The 17,611-nt window shown below is 71.5% G+C and carries 8 protein-coding genes; 7 read left to right on the forward strand and 1 reads right to left on the reverse strand.

From position 1 onward, the window contains the following. From AOK08_RS27165 to AOK08_RS27195, 7 genes are all read left to right on the forward strand, one after another. Positions 1-2,116: type I polyketide synthase (locus tag AOK08_RS27165; RefSeq protein ID WP_157876811.1), on the forward strand; the 2,116-nt coding region annotated here is incomplete at its 5' end. Positions 2,117-2,301: 185 nt separating this feature from the next. Further along, positions 2,302-8,826 (forward strand): type I polyketide synthase, encoded by a 6,525-nt coding sequence (locus AOK08_RS27170; RefSeq protein ID WP_422125776.1) that lies wholly within the window; start codon positions 2,302-2,304, stop codon positions 8,824-8,826. 422 nt (positions 8,827-9,248) lie between these two features. Continuing rightward, complete coding sequence (locus tag AOK08_RS27175; protein WP_055530853.1) at positions 9,249-11,945, forward strand: LuxR C-terminal-related transcriptional regulator; 2,697 nt, start codon at positions 9,249-9,251, stop codon at positions 11,943-11,945. 128 nt (positions 11,946-12,073) lie between these two features. Next, on the forward strand, positions 12,074-12,283 hold the full coding sequence (locus AOK08_RS27180) for a DUF5988 family protein (protein WP_055530855.1): 210 nt from the start codon (positions 12,074-12,076) through the stop codon (positions 12,281-12,283). 123 nt (positions 12,284-12,406) lie between these two features. Further along, entirely contained in the window at positions 12,407-13,774 is a 1,368-nt protein-coding gene (ccrA, locus tag AOK08_RS27185; protein ID WP_055530857.1) for a crotonyl-CoA carboxylase/reductase, read from the forward strand. Further along, a complete protein-coding gene (locus AOK08_RS27190) occupies positions 13,771-14,763 on the forward strand; it encodes a 3-oxoacyl-ACP synthase III family protein (protein WP_055530859.1) in 993 nt (330 codons plus the stop codon). Before ccrA ends, AOK08_RS27190 begins: the two co-directional genes overlap by 4 nt. 88 nt (positions 14,764-14,851) lie before the next feature. Next, positions 14,852-16,069, forward strand: a complete 1,218-nt coding sequence (locus AOK08_RS27195) for a cytochrome P450 (protein WP_055530861.1) — start codon at positions 14,852-14,854, stop codon at positions 16,067-16,069. A gap of 224 nt (positions 16,070-16,293) precedes the next feature. On the opposite strand, the gene AOK08_RS27200 is transcribed toward AOK08_RS27195, so the two are convergent. After that, positions 16,294-17,508, reverse strand: a complete 1,215-nt coding sequence (locus AOK08_RS27200; RefSeq protein WP_055530863.1) for a cytochrome P450 — start codon at positions 17,506-17,508, stop codon at positions 16,294-16,296. Positions 17,509-17,611: the final 103 nt, after the last annotated feature.

Here is a 17,611-nt window from a genome sequence, read left to right on the forward strand (position 1 = left end):
CGGCGGTGAACTCGCCGGTGTGGTCACCGCCGTCGGACCGGACGTGCCCGGCCTGCGGCCCGGCGACCGGGTGCTCGGACTCGCGCCCGCCGCCTTCGGGCCGGTCGCCGACACCGACCACCGCTGGCTGGCCCCGATGCCCGACGGCTGGACCTTCGAACAGGCCGCCGCCGTACCCATCGCCTACCTCACCGCCTACTACGGCCTCGTCGACCTCGCCGAAGTATGCCCAGGACAGCGGGTCCTCGTGCACGCCGGAGCGGGCGGTGTCGGCACCGCCGCCGTCCAGCTCGCCCAGCACCTCGGCGCGGAGGTGTACGCCACCGCCGGCGCCCCCAAACGGCACGTGCTGCGCGAGGCAGGGCTCGACGACGACCACACCGCCGACTCCCGCACCCTCGACTTCGCGGACCACTTCCTAGCGACCACCGACGGACAGGGCATGGACGTCGTACTGGACTGCCTGGCAGGGGAGTTCGTCGACGCCGGCCTGCGCCTGCTGCCCCGTGGCGGGCACTTCCTGGAGATGGGCAAGACCGACATCCGCGACCCGGAAGCCGTCGCCGCCGCCCATTCCGGGGTCGCCTACCAGGCGTACGACCTCCAGGAGGCGGCGCCCGACCGGATGCGCGAGATGCTCACCGCGCTCCTCGACCTCTTCGACCAGGGGGCCCTGACCCCGCCGCCGCCCACCGTCTGGGACGTACGACAGGGCCGCGACGCCTTCCGCACGCTCAGCCAGGCCAAACTGATCGGCAAGGCGGTACTCACCGTCCCCCGGCGCCCCGACCCCGAAGGCACCTTCATCATCACCGGCGCCGGCGGCAACCTCGGCGGACTCGTCGCCCGGCACCTCGTCACCCGGTACGGCGCCCGGCACCTCCTGCTGCTCGGCCGACGCGGTCCCGCCGCCCCCGGCGCCGCCGAACTCGCCGCCGACCTCAAGGCGTTGGGCGCACACGACATCGACACGGTGGCCTGCGACACCGCCGACCGCGACGCCCTGCGCGCCGTACTCGCGGGACTTGACCGGCCGACGACCGCGATCGTGCACGCCGCGGGCGTCCTCGACGACGGGCTCGCCGCCGGTCTCACCGACGAGCAACTGCACCGCGTGCTGCGGCCCAAGACCGACAGCGCCGCCCACCTCGACGCGCTCACCCGCGAACTCGGCCACGACCCCGCCCTGTTCGTCCTCTTCTCCTCCGCCTCCGGCTTCACCGGAAACCCCGGCCAGGCCAACTATGCCGCCGCCAACACCTACTTGGACACACTCGCCGCCCACCGCAGGGCCGCCGGTCTCGCGGGCACCGCACTCCTCTGGGGAGCCTGGGAATCGTCCGGCGGCATGACAGCCGGACTCAGCGACACCGACCAGCGCAGGATGGCCCGCTCCGGACTTCTCGCCCTGACCCCGGAACACGGACTCGCCCTCTTCGACACGGCCATCGGCGCGGACACCCCCGCCGTCGCCCCCATCGCCCTGGACACCGCCGTCCTGCGCAAGCAGGCCGAGGCGGGCACCCTGGCACCCGTGTTCCGGGGCCTGGTGCAGGCACCCGTTCTGCGCCGCGCCGCGCCCGCCGCAGCGGGCGGCTCCGGTGCCCCCGGGCTCGCCGAACGGCTGGCCCCACTCACCGACAAGGAACGCGACCGGCTGCTCCTCGACCTCGTGCACAGCCACACCGCGACCGTCCTCGGGCACGGCTCGGCCGACTCCCTCGGCGCCCAGCGCACCTTCCGCGAACTGGGCTTCGACTCCCTCACCGCCGTCGAACTGCGCAACGGCCTCGGCGCCGTCACCGGACTGCGGCTGCCCGCCACACTCGTCTTCGACCACCCGACCCCCCAGGCGGTGGCCGCCCTGCTGCGCGCCGAACTCGCCCCGCCCGAGGCGTCACCGGTCCAGGAGGCGCTGGCCATCGTCGAGGGACTGGCCCGCTCGCTCGCCGACGTCCCGGCCGACGACCCCGACCGACGGCAACTCGACGACCGGCTGCGGTCACTGCTGGACGCCTGGAGGCTCTCGCAGGACACGGACGACGCCGACGACCTCGCCGAGGCCACCGACGACGACCTCTTCGCCATGGTCGACGACGGATTCCGCCCGTCCTGACCCCGTCTTCCCGCTCTCTCCCTACCTTCAGCCCGGCCTTCCTGACCTGTTCTCCTGTCCGGTCCTGCCCAGTCGGCGGGAGACCCGGTACCACCCCCCGAGGAAGTGACGCACGCATGTCGAGCACACCCGCCACGCCCGGTTCGGCCATGGAGAACAAACTCCGCGACTACCTCAAGCGCGCCATCGCCGACGCCCGTGAACTGCGTGAGCGGCTCCGGGAGACGGAGGAGCGGGCCCGCGAGCCGATCGCCGTCGTCGGCATGGCATGCCGTTTCCCCGGCGGGGTCGAGTCGCCCGAGGACCTGTGGCGCATGGTGGCCGACGGGGTGGACGTCATCTCCGGCTTCCCCGAGGACCGGGGCTGGCCGATGATCGAGGAACTGTACGAGGAGGCGGGGGGCATCGCCTCCTCGGCCACCCTCGAAGGCGGGTTCCTCCAGGACGCCGCCGGGTTCGACGCGGAGTTCTTCGGCATCTCCCCGCGCGAGGCTCTGGCCATGGACCCCCAGCAGCGACTGTTGCTGGAGGTGTCGTGGGAGGCCGTGGAGCGCGCGGGCATCGACCCGCTGTCGCTGCGCGGCAGCCGTACGGGTGTCTTCTTCGGCGGCGGATCGGAGGACTTCGTCGGGCTGCTCGCCATGGGCCACGACTCCGACGAGAGCCCGTCGCTCACCGGCATGACCAGCAGTGTCATGTCCGGCCGGGTGGCGTACACCCTGGGCCTGGAGGGCCCGGCGCTGACCGTCGACACGGCCTGCTCCTCCTCCCTGGTCACCCTCCATCTCGCCGTGCAGGCGCTGCGGACCGGCGAGTGCGACCTCGCGCTCGCCGGCGGTGTGACCGTGATGTCGACCCCGGGCATCTTCCCGGAGTTCGCCCGGCAGGGCGGGCTGGCCTCCGACGGCCGCTGCAAGGCGTTCGCGGACGCGGCCGACGGCACCGGCTGGGGCGAGGGCGTCGGCGTACTGATGGTGGAGCGCTTGTCGGACGCCCGGCGCAACGGACATCCCGTACTGGCCGTTGTCCGAGGCTCCGCGGTGAACCAGGACGGTGCCTCGAACGGCATGACGGCCCCCAACGGTCCCTCCCAACAGCGCGTGATCCGGGACGCGTTGGCGGGCGCGGGCCTGTCGGCCGCCGATGTCGACGCGGTGGAGGCGCACGGCACGGGCACCCGTCTCGGCGATCCGATCGAGGCACAGGCCCTGCTGGCGACCTACGGTCAAGGGCGCCTGCCGGAGCGGCCGTTGTGGGTCGGCTCCATCAAGTCCAACATCGGCCACACGGTCGCCGCCGCGGGCGTCGGCGGTGTGATCAAGACGGTCATGGCACTTCGCCAGGGCGTTCTGCCGCGCACGCTGCACGTGGACGAACCCACCCGCCAGGTCGACTGGACCGCGGGCGCGGTGGAGTTGCTGACGGAGGAGCGGGCGTGGCCGGAGACCGGGCGCCCTCGCCGTGCCGCCGTGTCGTCCTTCGGGATCAGCGGAACCAACGCCCACATCATCCTGGAGCAGGGCGACCAGGAAGCCCCGACCGGAGGCGATGACCGGGGCCCGGCGCCCTGGGTGCTCTCGGCACGCGACGCGAAGGCTCTGCCCGCCCAGGCGGAGAGGCTCCTCACCCATCTCACCCGGCACCCGGACACCTCCCTGAACGACATCGGCTACTCCTTGGCGTCGTCGCGTGCGGTGTTGGGGCATCGGGCTGTGGTGGTGGGTGGTGGTCGTGAGGGGTTGTTGCGTGGTGTGAGGGCGTTGGCGGAGGGGTTGCCGGACGCTGGTGTGGTGCGGGGTCGTGCCGGCGACGGTGGTGTGGTGTTCGTGTTCCCGGGGCAGGGGTCGCAGTGGGTGAGGATGGCGGTGGAGCTGTTGGGTTCCTCGCCGGTGTTCGCGGCGCGGATGGCGGAGTGTGAGCGGGCGCTGTCGGGGTTCGTGGACTGGTCGCTGACCGAAGTGCTGGGCGATGAGGTCGAGTTGGCTCGGGTGGATGTCGTCCAGCCCGTGTTGTGGGCGGTGATGGTGTCGCTGGCGGAGGTGTGGCGCTCGTACGGCGTCGAACCGGCCGCCGTAGTCGGTCACTCGCAGGGTGAGATCGCCGCTGCGGTGGTGGCGGGCGGGCTGTCCCTCGAAGACGGTGCCCGCGTGGTGGCGCTGCGTTCGCGGGCGATTCTTGCCCTGTCGGGTCGGGGTGGTATGGCTTCCGTGCAACTGCCCGTCGACGAGGTGCGGGGTCTGACTGCGGTGCTGGACGGCCGTGTTGAGGTGGCCGCCGTGAACGGGCCGTCCTCGGTGGTCGTGGCGGGGGTGCCGGAGGGCCTGGACTCGGTGATCGCCGAGGCGATCGCCCAGGGCGCGCGTGCCAGGCGGGTTGACGTGGATTACGCCTCGCACTCCGCACAGGTGGAGGGCATCCGCGACGAACTGATCGACGTACTGGGCGGGTTGGAGCCGGTCGCGTCGAGCGTGCCCTTCTATTCGACGGTTGTCGCCGAGCGTCTCGACACGGCCGGTCTGGACGCCGAGTACTGGTACCGGAACCTTCGCTCGACGGTCAGGCTCGAAGACACCGTCAAGGGTCTGGTCGAGTCGGGACACCGCGTGTTCGTCGAGATCAGTCCCCACCCCGTGCTGACCGCCGCGGTGCAGGAGACGGCGGAGTCGGTGGGCCGGGAGGTCGCGGTCACCGGAACGCTCCGTCGTGGCGAGGGCGGCCCGGAGCGGCTGCTGCTGTCGCTGGGTGAGGCTTATGTCCACGGCGCGACGGTCGACTGGGCGGAGTGGTTCGCGGATCGTGGCGCGCGGCGGGTCGAGCTGCCGACGTACGCCTTCCAGCACCAGCGCTACTGGACGGAGATGCCCGGCGCCAGGCTCGGTGACGCGGTTCTCGCCGGGCTCGGGCGTGCCGGACATCCCCTGCTCGGTGCCGCCGTGGAACTGGCCGACGGCGACCGTACGGTGTTCACCGGGCGTCTGTCGCGGAAGGGCCAGCCCTGGACCGCCGACCACGCCGTGTTCGGCACCCCCCTGCTGCCGGGCACCGCGTTCGTCGAGCTGGCCCTGTGGGTGGGGGAGCGGCTGGGGACTCCGCGGGTCGACGAACTCGTCCTGGAATCCCCGCTCCTGCTCCCCGAGACCACGCCGACGCGCCTCCAGATCGTGGTGGACGACGCCGACGAGCAGGGCCGCCGGACCGTACGCTTCTTCTCACAGCCCGAGCAGGCGGAACAGGCGGAACAGACGGACGACGTGGAGTGGACGCGGCACGGCACCGCCGTGCTCGGCGGCGACCCGCAGCCGGAGTTCGACCTCGGAGCGTGGCCGCCGGTCGGCGCCGAACCGGTCGAACTGGACGGCGCCTACGAGAAGATGGCCGAGGCCGGCTTCGGATACGGTCCCGCCTTCCGTGGACTGCGGGCCGCTTGGCGGCGCGGTGACGAGGTCTTCACCGAGGTCGAGACGGACCCCGGCAGCGGAGCCGACGCCGACGGTTTCCTGGCGCATCCCGCACTGCTGGACGCGGCCCTGCACGGCGCCGGTCTGCTGACGGACACTCAGGACGCGGGCGTGCGGCTGCCGTTCTCCTGGTCCGGGGTCACGGCCTACGCGACCGGTGCGACCTCGCTGCGGGTGAGGCTCTCCGCGACCGCCGACGGAGGGGTGTCCCTGCACGCGGTGGACGCCATCGGCTCGCCCGTCATCGCCGTGGAACAACTCGTCCTCCGGCCGGTCTCCGCCGACCAGTTGGCCCCGCGGACCAGCGCGGCCCCGGACGCGCTGCTGCGCGTCGACTGGCCCGAACTGCCCGTACCCGCCCCGGTCCCCGGCACCTATGTGTGGCTCGGCAACACTGAGGCCGCTGGCGAGCGTACGTGCTTCGGCACCCCCGCCGAACTGGACGCGTGGCTCGGCGCGGGCAACCCGGTTCCCCGTGCCGCCGTCGCGGCCTGCCCCGTCCTCGCGGACGACGACAGCGCGTCGGCCGAGGCCGCCGAGCGGGCCGTCATCTGGGGACTGGAACTCGTACGGGACTGGGTGGCCGTTCCCCGCCTCGCGGACGTGCCGCTGGTGGTCGTCACCCGGGGCGCCGCGCCGGTGCCCGGCACCCCGGCCGACGCCACGGGAACCGCCCATGCCGCGCTGGTCGGCCTGCTGCGTTCCGCCCAGGCGGAGGACCCCGGGCGACTGGTCCTCGTGGACGTCGGGGATCAGGCCGTGTTTGATCAGGCCGTGCTCGACCTGGCACTCGCCGCAGCCGAACCCGAGGTCGCGGTGCGCGACGGCAAGGTGTACGGCCGACGGCTCGGCAAGGCCGCCGCCGGACCCGACGTACTGGCCGAGCCGGCCGGCTGCGACCAGTGGCGGCTCGACGTGACCGAGCCCGGATCCTTCGGCAGCCTCGCGCTCGTCCCCGACACCGGGGCCACCGGCGAACTCGCCACGGGCCAGGTGCGCGTCGCGGTACGCGCCGCCGGACTCAACTTCCGCGACACCCTCATCGCCCTCGGCATGTACCCGGACCGGGCCCCGCTCGGCAGCGAGGGCTGCGGCGTCGTCACCGAGGTGGGCCCCGGCGTCGAATGGCCCGCCGTCGGCGACCGGGTCATGGGCACCCTCGACACGCCCTTCGCGCCCCGCTCGGTGGCCGACGCCCGGCTGCTCGCACCGGTGCCCGACGGCTGGACCGACGTACAGGGCGCCTCGGCCACCGTCGCCTTCCTGACCGCCCACCACGGCCTGGTCGACCTCGGCGGACTGAGCGCCGGACAACGGGTCCTGATCCACGCCGGAGCGGGCGGAGTCGGCTCAGCCGCCGTGCAGCTCGCCCGCAGGCTGGGCGCCGAGGTGTTCGCCACCGCGTCCCGGCCCAAGTGGGCGGCGCTGCGGGCGGCCGGTCTGGACGACGCGCACATCGCGGACTCGCGCACCCTGGACTTCCACGACGCCTTCCTCGACGCCACCGGCGGACACGGCATGGATGTCGTACTGAACTGCCTGGCCGGTGAGTTCACCGACGCCTCGCTGCGGCTCACGGCGAGCGGCGGCCGGTTCGTCGAGATGGGCAAAACCGATCTGCGCGACCCCGAGCGGCTCGCCGCCGACCATCCCGGCCTCCTGTACCGGCCGTTCGACCTCGCCGACCCCGGCCCCGAACGGATCCAGGAGATCCTGCGAGAACTGGGCACCCTGTTCGCCGAAGGCGCGCTCACCCCGCCCCCCGCGACCACCTGGGACATCCACCACGCCCCGGAGGCGTTCCGGGCGCTCGCCAGGGCCACGCTCGTCGGCAAGGCCGTCCTCACCCTGCCCCCCGCGGAATTCGCCCCCGGCGAGACCGTGCTCGTCACCGGCGGCACCGGCACCCTCGGTGCCCTGGTCGCCCGGCACCTCGTCGAACGGCACGGGGTCCGCCACCTGATCCTCCTGTCCCGCACCGGTCCGGAATCATCCGGAGCCGATGCGCTGCGCGTCGAACTCGCCACCGCGGGAGCCGACGTGGAGGTCGTGGCCGGCGACATCGGAAATCCCGATGCGCCGGCCCGGCTTCACCAAGCCGTCACCGCCCTGGGGCGCCGGCTGGTCGGTGTCGTCCACTGCGCCGGGACCACCGACGACGGCGCGTTCGGCTCCCTGACCCCGGACCGGCTCACCGCCGTACTCCGGCCCAAGGCGCACGGCGTACTGAACCTGCACCGGCTCACCGAACTCCACCCGCACATACGGCAGTTCCTGCTGTTCTCGTCGGCCGCCGCCGCTCTCGGCTCGCCGGGACAGGCCAACTACGCGGCTGCCAACGCCTTCCTCGACGCCTTCGCCCACCGGCGGCGGGCCCTCGGCCTGCCCGCTATGTCCGTCGGCTGGGGACTGTGGGAGCAGACCAGCGGCCTGACGGCCGGGCTCGGCGCCACCGACCACCGAAGGCTGCGCGCCGGTGGGTTCCGGGCACTGCCGACCGGTAAGGCACTCGAACTCCTCGACGCGGCCCTGCTCGGTGCGGTGGCCGGCCCCGCCGTGGTGGCGGCACCCGTCGAACTCCCGGCCCTGCGCGCCCTGCACGCCCGGGAAGCGCTGCCTCCCGTCCTGCACGGACTGCTCGGCACCGCCGCCGCCTCCCGGACCCGGCGCCGTGCCGCCCAGGAGACGCACGAGCCCGGCGCCGTACTCCGCAGGCGCCTGGCCGGACTGCCCGCCGACCGGCGCGAGTCCGTGCTGCTCGGCCTCGTCCGCAACCAGGTCGCCGCCGTGCTCGGGCACACCGCCCCGGGGCTGGTGGACACCGAGCGGTCCTTCCGCGAGATGGGGTTCGACTCGCTGACCGCGGTCGAACTGCGCAACCGGCTGAACACCGCGACCGGACTGCGCTTTCCCGCCACACTGGTCTTCGACCACCCCCGGCTGGAGGCGCTCGCCCAACACGTGGGCTCCGCACTCCTGTCGACCTCCGACGGCACCCCGGACGCCCCGGAGGGCACCGGGCGGGAGGCGGAGATCCGCAGTCTGATCCTGTCCGTTCCGCTGGCCAGACTGCGCGAGAGCGGTCTGCTGGACCAACTCCTGGCCCTGGCGGGCGGTTCGGACGCCCCGGCGGTCCGGCCGGACCCGGTGGACGCCGTGAACGCGGCGGACGACGACCGGGGTGACATTGGCGACATGGACGCCGCGGCGCTCGTGGAAATGGCCAGAAGTCTTTCCACTGAGTGGAAATAACTGACTTCTGGGCCCATGCTTTCGCGGAACCGTAAAAAAATATTTAACTCGGCATGGCCATCCGGCCATGGAATGCTCCTTTCCACAGGAGTGATCCATTGGCTATGTTGTTCGGGAAGAACAGCCGAGAACTGCGGCAAGTTGACTTGAAGCAGTCGTGGTCGCCGGAGGGAGGCGGACCGTGGAGGAAGGGGCGACGGGCGGTCCGCCAATGAGGACAGGCCTCCGGGGGCGACATGGGGGATGCGGCAGCGAACAGTCCATCTGTTGGAACGGGCCATTGACGGCAGCTCGTTCGTGATGGCTGTGAAAGAGTCGCGAAGCTCCAAGGGAGAACAGACGTTTCTGCGGGGAATTTGAGGCGGTCCCGCGGAACCCGAAGAACTCCCAGAACAAGGCGGGATGTGATTGGGGTTACAAGTATGTTGCTTTCCGGTCAGGACGAGGAACTGCGCCACCTGGAGTCACTGTTCGACGAGTGTGCTCGCGGCAGAGCGATGACCGTGATGCTGGAAGGCGGAGCGGGCTGCGGGAAGAGCGACCTCATGGAGGGATTCGCGCAGTACGCCATGGACTCGGGGGCGATAGTCCTCGGCGCCCGTGACGCCGGCCGCCTCCGCGGAATCCAGGCCGACGGCGCGGCCCCCGGATCCCCCGCCGGACTCCAGGAGTCCAGCGACCGGCTCGCCGCCCTCGCCGCCAGATCCCCCGTGGTCGTCTGCATCGACGACTCGCAAGGGTCCGAGGAGCCGACCTGGCGCTGGATCCTGGAAGCCGTCCGGCGCCGGCTGCGCAACAGCCGCGTCATGCTGGTCTTCACCCTCCTTCCGTTCGGCGGTGCCAGCGGCCTCGACATCCACTGCGACCTGCTGCGCCAGACCAACCTCCAGCGGATCAGGCTCCTTCCGCTGGACCGCGCCCGGGCCCACGCCCTGTGGGAGGAACTGAACGGCGGGCCGACCGGCGCGGCCCAGGCCGACGCCCTGCACACGGCGAGCGGCGGCAACCCGCTGCTCGTACGGGCCCTGGCCGAGGAGATGCGCATCCACGGCCCGGCCGCACGCCCCGACACCTGGCCGTGCCCGGGCGGCCTGTACGCCCAGGCCGCCCTGGACTGCGTACGGGACAGCGGACCACTGGCGGCCTCCGTGGCCGTCGGCATGGCCGCGCTGCGCGAATTCTCCAGCCCCGAGAGCCTGGCCGCCGTACTGCGCCTCGACCCCGCGGAGATCGCCCGCGGCGAGTACCTGCTACAGGCCTCCGGACTTGTCGCCGCCGGCCGGCTGCGTCACCCGGTGGTCGAGTCGGCGGTACTGGAACACCCCGAATTCGGGCGGCGCGACGAGATCCTGCTGCGCGTCGCGGAGTACCTGCGCGAACGCGGGGCCGGCGCCGGCGCGACCGCCCGCTATCTGCTGGAGTTCGGCGCGGCCACCGAGCCCTGGCAGACGGCCACTCTCCAGCGCGCCGCCGACGAGGCCCTGGACATCGACGACGCCCAGTTCGCCGACGCCTGCCTCGCCCTCGCCCACGACGCCTCCACCGACTGCTGGGAACGCGCCCGCCTGGTGCTGAAGCGTTCCGTCGTGATGATGCGGACCGACCCCTGGCGGGCCGAACAGCACTATCTGGAGCAGGTGGCCCGGACCCGGTGCGCGTGCGGGACCGAACAGTGCGAGGCGCGGACCGTGCTGAAGGCCCGGCTGCTCCTCGGCTGCGGACGCCTGGAGGAGAGCATGGCGCTGCTCCACGCCGTGGCCCCGCCCGCCGACGCCTTCCCCGGCGAGCCGGACACCGGCCCGCACTACGAGGACTGGCACTGGCTGCTCGGCGACACCGCGGGCACGTCGGCCGCCTGGATACCGGCCCAGGGCGCCGTACCCGGCGGCACGGACGTCGGCGTTGCCATGGCGCCCAGCGGCACTACCGCCTTCGACTTCGGCCCGGGGATGTTACGAGCGGGGATCCGCGATGTGCGGGAGATCGAGGACCAGCTCAGGTCGCTGAGGCTCGGCGACACCACCATCGGGCTGATCATGCCCGAGCTGCGGCACCTGATGACCGTGGGCCGGCCCGATCTGGCGGGCGCCTGGTGCGCCCACTTCGCCGGTCAGGCCGCCGAGCGCGGTGTCGAGGGGTGGCGTCAACTGCTGACCGCGCTGCGGGCCGAGATCGCGCTCGCGCTGGGCAGCCTGACGGACGCGGAGACCTGGGCCCAGGAGGCCGTCGACCTGGCCGGCGAGGAGCCCGCCTACTGGCTGTGCGGGGGACCCCTCACCACCCTCGTGACCATCTGCACCGTGACCGGACGGTACGAGGAGGCGGCCCGGCTGCTCGGCCGGCCGCTCCCCGAGTCCTTCCTGCGCTCCCTCCACGGGCTCACCTACCTCAGGGCCCGCGGCCAGCTCCTGCTGACCGTCGGCCGGCCCCACCTCGCCCTGTCGGACTTCCTGGCCGTGGGCCGCCGCGCCGAGAGCTGTGACCTGCCCCCCTGCGCCTGCCCGCCGTGGCGGATCGACGCGGCGGAGGCATGGCTGCGGCTCGGCAACCACCACGAGGCGGAACAACTGCTCACCGCCTACAGCGACGAGGCCGACGAGGCAGCGGACTCCGGGCAGTGGCTGCGGGTGCGCGCACAGCTCGCCCAGCCCCACGACCGGCCCGGGCTGCTCACCCGCTCCGCCGAGCGGTTCCAGGTGTCGGGCAAGGTGTGGGAGCTGGCCAGAGTCCTCGCCGACCTCGCCGAGGCCTACCAGGACCTCGGCCAGCCGGCCCGCGCCGACCTCACCCTGCGCAAGGCGCGGCAACTCGCGGAGGAGTACGGCGCCGGCCCCCTGTACGAGCGGATCGTGGCCCTGGAACTCGGCGGCGGACCGCCCCGGCGGTCCGTGCTCGGCGCCCTGCACCGGCCGGACCCGGCGGCGAAACTCAGCGAATCGGAACGCCGGGTGGCGGTGCTCGCGGCCCAGGGTCTGACGAACAGGGAAATTTCGGCTGAACTCTTCATTACCGTGAGTACGGTCGAACAGCATCTCACCCGCGTATACAAAAAGCTCGACATCACCTCGCGGCAGGAACTCCCGCTGCAAATAGATCTGGGACTGCCTGAATCGGCGTGACCCCTGTCGCTTTCGGCCGAGGCTGATCCGGGTCCGATACGGGTCCGATACGGGTCCCATAGGGGTGGTCCGCGCGGGTGACACCTGCCAGATTCTTTCGTACATCCACGATTACCGGAGGTCTGGACATGGAGAACTACAAAGCGCTGCTCTGTGACGGCCCGGCGCACCTTCCCGAGGAGGAACGCCTGCAGTTCGCGACCTCACTGACGGAGAAGATCAAGCACCGGTTCGGCGCGGGGTACGAGCATTTCGTCCACGACGGTGAATTCACCGTCATCGAGGGCGAGCAGGTCGCGGTCTTCCGCTGGACGACCCGGACGGCCATCGCCGAATGACCCCTCCGGCGCTCCGCACGGAAGCGCCGGACAGGGGACCTCCCCGAATCTGAGGGGTGGCGTTAGGGGGCGGGTCCGCACCTAGCGTCAGCGACATCAACAGCCGTACGACGAAAGGCCGTCATGGGTTCGGTGACTGATGCGGTGCTGGCGGGCGCGAGTCCGCAGGACCTTGAACGGGCGGTCCTCCCGGAGGAGTTCACCGCAGCCCATCTGAGGGTCGAGGACGTGGACGTCTTCCGGGGCGTCGTCGACAAGGACGTACGCAAGACACTGCGCGTCGGGCCCGTGCCGATGCCGGAACCGGCCCCCGACGAGGTCCTGATCGCCGTCATGGCCAGTTCGATCAACTACAACACCGTCTGGTCCGCCATCTTCGAACCCCTGTCGACGTTCAGGTTCCTGAACGCCTACGGGAAACAGGGGCCCTGGGCGGCCCGCCACGACCAGCCCTACCACGTCCTGGGCTCGGACGCGGCCGGAGTGATCGTCCGGGTCGGCTCGGCCGTCCGGCGCTGGCGCGTCGGCGACCACGTCCTCGTCAACGCCGCCTGCGTGGACGAACAGGAAGCCATCACCCAGTCCGACGGCATGATGGGCGAGCACCAGCTCGCCTGGGGCTACGAGACCAACTTCGGCGGTCTCGCCCACTACTGCGTGGCGCGGGCCAGCCAGCTCATCCCCAAGCCCGCCCACCTCACCTGGGAGGAGGCCGCGTCCGTACCCGCGTGCGCCGGCACCTCGTACCGGATGCTCGTCTCCGACCGGGGCGCCCGGATGAAGCAGGGCGACGTGGTGCTGATCTGGGGCGCCACGGGCGGAGTCGGCGCGTACGCCGTGCAGTTCGTGAAGAACGGCGGCGGCATCCCGGTAGGGGTGGTCGGCTCCCCGGAGAAGGCGGCGGCACTGCGCGCCCTCGGCTGCGACATCGTCATCGACCGCTCCGAACTCGGCCTCGGCGAGGCGGAGGGCGACGACTTCGAACGGGCCGTCGCCGACGGCAAACTGCTGGGCGCGGCCATCCGCCGGGAGACCGGCGAGGACCCGCACATCGTCTTCGAACACGTCGGCCAGGAGACCTTCGGTCTCTCCGTCTTCGTGGCCCGGCGCGGCGGCACGGTCATCACCTGCGGCTCCAGCACCGGATACCGGCACCAGTACGACAACCGGTATCTGTGGATGAAGCTGAAGCGGGTCATCGGCAGCCATGTGGCCAACCTCCACGAACAGTGGGAATGCGCCCGGTTGTTCAGCCAGGGCCGCATCATGCCGGCCCTGTCGTCGCTGTTCCCGCTGGACGAGGTCGGTGAGGCCACGCGGCTGGTGCAGCTCAACGAACACATAGGCAAGGTCGGCGTACTCTGTCTGGCCCCGGAACCCGGCCTCGGCGTCACCGACCCCGAACTGCGGTCCCGGATCGGAGCCGACCGGCTCAACCCGCTGCGGCCCTTCGCCGCCGACGCGCCCGGCGCCCTGGCGGTGACACGATGACCGCCGGCATCGGCATTCTCGGCACCGGCTCCTACCTCCCCAAGGAGGAGATCACCAACGAGGAGATCGCCCGCCGCGTCCCGAACATCACCGCGGAGTGGATCGGCCGCCGCACACTGATCACCGGACGCCGGTACGCGGCCCCGGACGAGGCCACCTCCGACCTGGCCCGGCACGCGGCCGTCGACGCCCTCGCGGACGCGGGCGTCACGGCCGACCGGATCGACCACCTCATCGTCGCCACCTCCACCGGCGACGCACCCCTGCCGCCCACCTCCTCCCTGGTGCAGAACGCGATCGGCGCCCACCGCGCGGCCTGCTTCGACATCAACATCGCCTGCGCCGGCTTCGTCTACGCCGTCGACATCGCCCGCGCCCTGGTCGCCCAGCGCCCCGGCACCCTCGCCCTCGTCATCGGCGCCGACCTGTACTCACGGTTCCTCGACTACGACGACCGCGGCACCGCCGTACTCCTCGGCGACGCCGCCGGCGCCGCCGTGATCGGAGCCGTGCCCGAGCCGTACGGCATCCTCGACACCGAACTCGCCGGCCGGGGCGACGCCCACGAACTGATCTGGATCGAGGGCGGCGGCAGCCGCGTCCCCGCCTCCGCCGAGACCGTCGAGAACGGCGGACACTATCTGCGGATGATCGGACGCGGCGTCGCCGACTTCGTCATGACGAACGTCCCCCCGATGATCTCCCCCCTCCTCGAACGCACCGGTACGACCATCGACGAGGTGGCCCACTTCGTGCCGCACCAGGCCAACGGAGTCCTCCTCGGCGAACTCGTCGAACGCTGCGGACTCACCGGTGCCCAAACCCACACCCCCCTCGTCAAGTACGGGAACATGGGCGCCGCCTCCGTCCCCGTCGCCCTCGACGAGGCGGCCCGCGCCGGACTCCTGGGCGACGGCGAACTGCTGCTGCTCGCCGGATTCGGCGCCGGAATGGCCGCAGGACTCTGTCTGCTGCGCTGGCAGGCCTGAATTCCCGGACGGCATCCCGAATTCCTCGCCCTCGTCCCGGCGAGCCATTCTCAGAGTTTTCCAGAGATTTACAGAAAGAGTGCGTGCCGTGACCGAAGCACCCGAGCATGAGCAGATCACCTTTCCCCTCCTGAGAAAGTGTCCGTACACGCCTCCCGAGGAGTACGCGGCCTTCCAGACCTCCGAAGCGCCCACTCCCGCACACCTCTACAACGGCACGCGGATCTGGCTCGTCACCCGTTACGAGCAGGCCCGCGCCATTCTGAGCGACGACCGCTTCAGCTCCGACATCACCAATCCCGGATATCCCATCTACGCCGAGGCGTTCGAGGGATCCCGCGCGTTCCCCATGCTCTTCACGATGGACCCGCCGCAGCACACCGTGCAACGCAAGGCGGTCATCCGCGAGTTCACCCTGCGCCGGGCCGAGGACCTGCGCGAGGAGATGCAGCGGAAGGCCGACGAACTGATCGACGCCATGCTTGCGGAGGGCAATTCCGCGGACCTGGTCGAGAAGTTCGCCGGGCCGTTCTCGGGCACCATCACCTGCTGGGCCCTCGGTATGGAATACGCCGACATGCAGAAATGGCTCGCGGAAAACCGTGAGATCCGGGAGAAGGCCCTCGCCGTCATCGACGCCGAACAGGCGGGCGCCGAGGTGCAGCTCAGCATGATGGCGCTCCAGCAGTACTTCGTGAAGTTCATCGAGGAGAAGGAGACCACCCCGGGCGACGACCCGGTGAGCCGGGTGATCGCCCAGCACGTCACCACCGGCAACCTCAGCAAGGAAGAACTCGCCAGTCTCTGCTTCCTGATCTTCATCGCCGGCCAGACACCGGTCCAGGCCGTGCTGACCGCCGGGGTGGCGCTGCTCCTGGAGCGGCCCGACCAGCTCGCCGTGGTCCGCGACGACCCCACGAGCCTGCCGGGCACCGTCGACGAGATGATGCGCGTGGTCAGCCCGCTCGACCTGATGCCACGGGTCGCCCTGGAGGACGTCGAGGTCGGCGGACAGCTCATCCGCAAGGGCGAGGGCGTCGTCGTCACCAACGGTGGCGCCAACCACGACCCGTCCGTCTTCCCCGACCCCGAGCGGGTGGACGTGCGCCGCGCCGACCGCGGCCACCTCGCCTTCGGCTCCGGCATCCACCACTGCCTGGGCGCCAACCTGACCAAGGTCGGCCTCGAAATCGCGTACGGAACGCTCTTCAGGCGGCTGCCGGGCCTGCGGCTGGACACGTCGATCGAGTTGGAACACCGGCCGAGCTGGCACCCGGAGATGGAGCACCTGCCGGTCTCGTGGTGATGAGTGCCGTGGCACGGTTAAAGCGGTCGCCGCCCCGGGAGGGGGCGGCGACCGCTTTCGGTTGAGCGGCGACCAGCGACCAGCGACCGGCTAACGGTGACCAGCTGACGGTGACGGGAGACGGGGCTGTCACCCCCGATCCCCTGAACGGGGGACCCCTTGCAGGGACCCCCTATAGGGGTGCCGATCCGGATGCGGTCCGTCCGGGTGCGGACGCGCGGCGCTCAGGCCGTGGTCACCTCGACGGTCAGACGGTGCGGGCCGACCACGTTCTTCGGGTGGTGGTACGCCACCGAGTCGTCACCCGGGGCCACCCGCAGCTCCGGGAACCGGTCGAGCAGCAGGTTGAGGACGATCCGTGCCTCAAGGCGGGCCAGCGGCGCCCCCATGCAGAAGTGCAGCCCCTGGCCGAAGCCGAGGTGGCGGCCCTGGTCCCGGTGGAGGTCGAAGGCGTCCGGCGCCTCGAAGCGCTCGGGGTCCCGGTTGGCCGACACCGTCCACAGGGTGAGCACCTGGCCGGCGGGGATCGTCACGCCGGCGATCTCCGACTCCCGGGTCGTCATCCGCACCAGCCGCGAGAAGGCGGGCCGCAGCCTTACCGCCTCCTCGATCGCGGCCGGCACCAGCGAGCGGTCGTGCCGCAGCGCGGCCAGGGCCGCCGGGTTCTCGTCCAGGCACAGCACTGTGCTGCCGAGGACCGCCGTGGTGGTGATGTGACCGGCCATCAGCAGGGTGCCCGCGAAGCCGATGATCTCGTCGTCGTCGAGCTGCCCGTCCTCGGTGTGGGCGGTCGCCAACTGGCTGATCAGGTCGTCCTGCGGCTCGGCGCGGCGCCGGCCGACGTACTCCAGCATGTACGCCCGCATCTCCCGGGCCGTCTCCACGAAGGCGAGCACGTTCGCCTCGCTCGGCAGCGCGCTCTCACCGCCGCCGTTCGCCGCGATGAAGGCCAGCGCCCACTTCTCGAACAGCGCCCGGTCCGCCACCGGAATGCCGAGGAGCTCCGCGATCACGAACACCGGCAGGGGGTGGGTGACGGCCTCCACCAGGTCGAACCGGTCCTGACCCGCCACCCCGTCGAGCAGCGCGGTGGCCAGCTCCGTGATACGCGGCTCAAGGCCGGCCACGAGCCGGGGCGTGAACGCCTTGCTGACGAGCGACCGCAGCCTGCGGTGCATCGGGGGGTCCATCAGGACCACGTTCCCCTTCGCCATCCACGCGGTGTCCGGATGCGTCGGGATGACAGCCGACATGTCGTTCGAGTAGGTCGCCGTGTCCGACAGCACCCGGGAGACGTCGTCGTGACGGAAGACGTGCCACACGCCCGGAAAGGTGTCCGGAAGCACCGGGTTTTCCTCCCGGTGCTTCATCAGCCAGGCGAGGAGGGACGGAAAGTCGTCCTGAGCCTCGGGTATCGGTGACTGCTGTTCGGTCGTCATCGTCTCGCTCCTTCTGGAGGGATCCGGACGGTGCGCCGGTCCCGTCGGCGGGAGCCTAATGGCACCTCCTCGCAGGCAAACACCCCTAGCCGGGCCCCACCGC

It is taken from the genome of Streptomyces graminilatus (assembly GCF_001418565.1).
Classification (GTDB): Bacteria; Actinomycetota; Actinomycetes; order Streptomycetales; family Streptomycetaceae; genus Streptomyces; species Streptomyces graminilatus.

Excerpts from the sequence above, each read along its gene's own strand:
- AOK08_RS27175 (WP_055530853.1), top strand. The coding sequence starts at position 9,249 with ATGTTGCTTTCCGGTCAGGACGAGGAACTGCGCCACCTGGAGTCACTG.
- AOK08_RS27180 (WP_055530855.1), top strand. The coding sequence starts at position 12,074 with ATGGAGAACTACAAAGCGCTGCTCTGTGACGGCCCGGCGCACCTTCCC.
- ccrA (WP_055530857.1), top strand. The coding sequence starts at position 12,407 with ATGGGTTCGGTGACTGATGCGGTGCTGGCGGGCGCGAGTCCGCAGGAC.
- AOK08_RS27190 (WP_055530859.1), top strand. The coding sequence starts at position 13,771 with ATGACCGCCGGCATCGGCATTCTCGGCACCGGCTCCTACCTCCCCAAG.
- AOK08_RS27200 (WP_055530863.1), bottom strand. The coding sequence starts at position 17,508 with ATGACGACCGAACAGCAGTCACCGATACCCGAGGCTCAGGACGACTTT.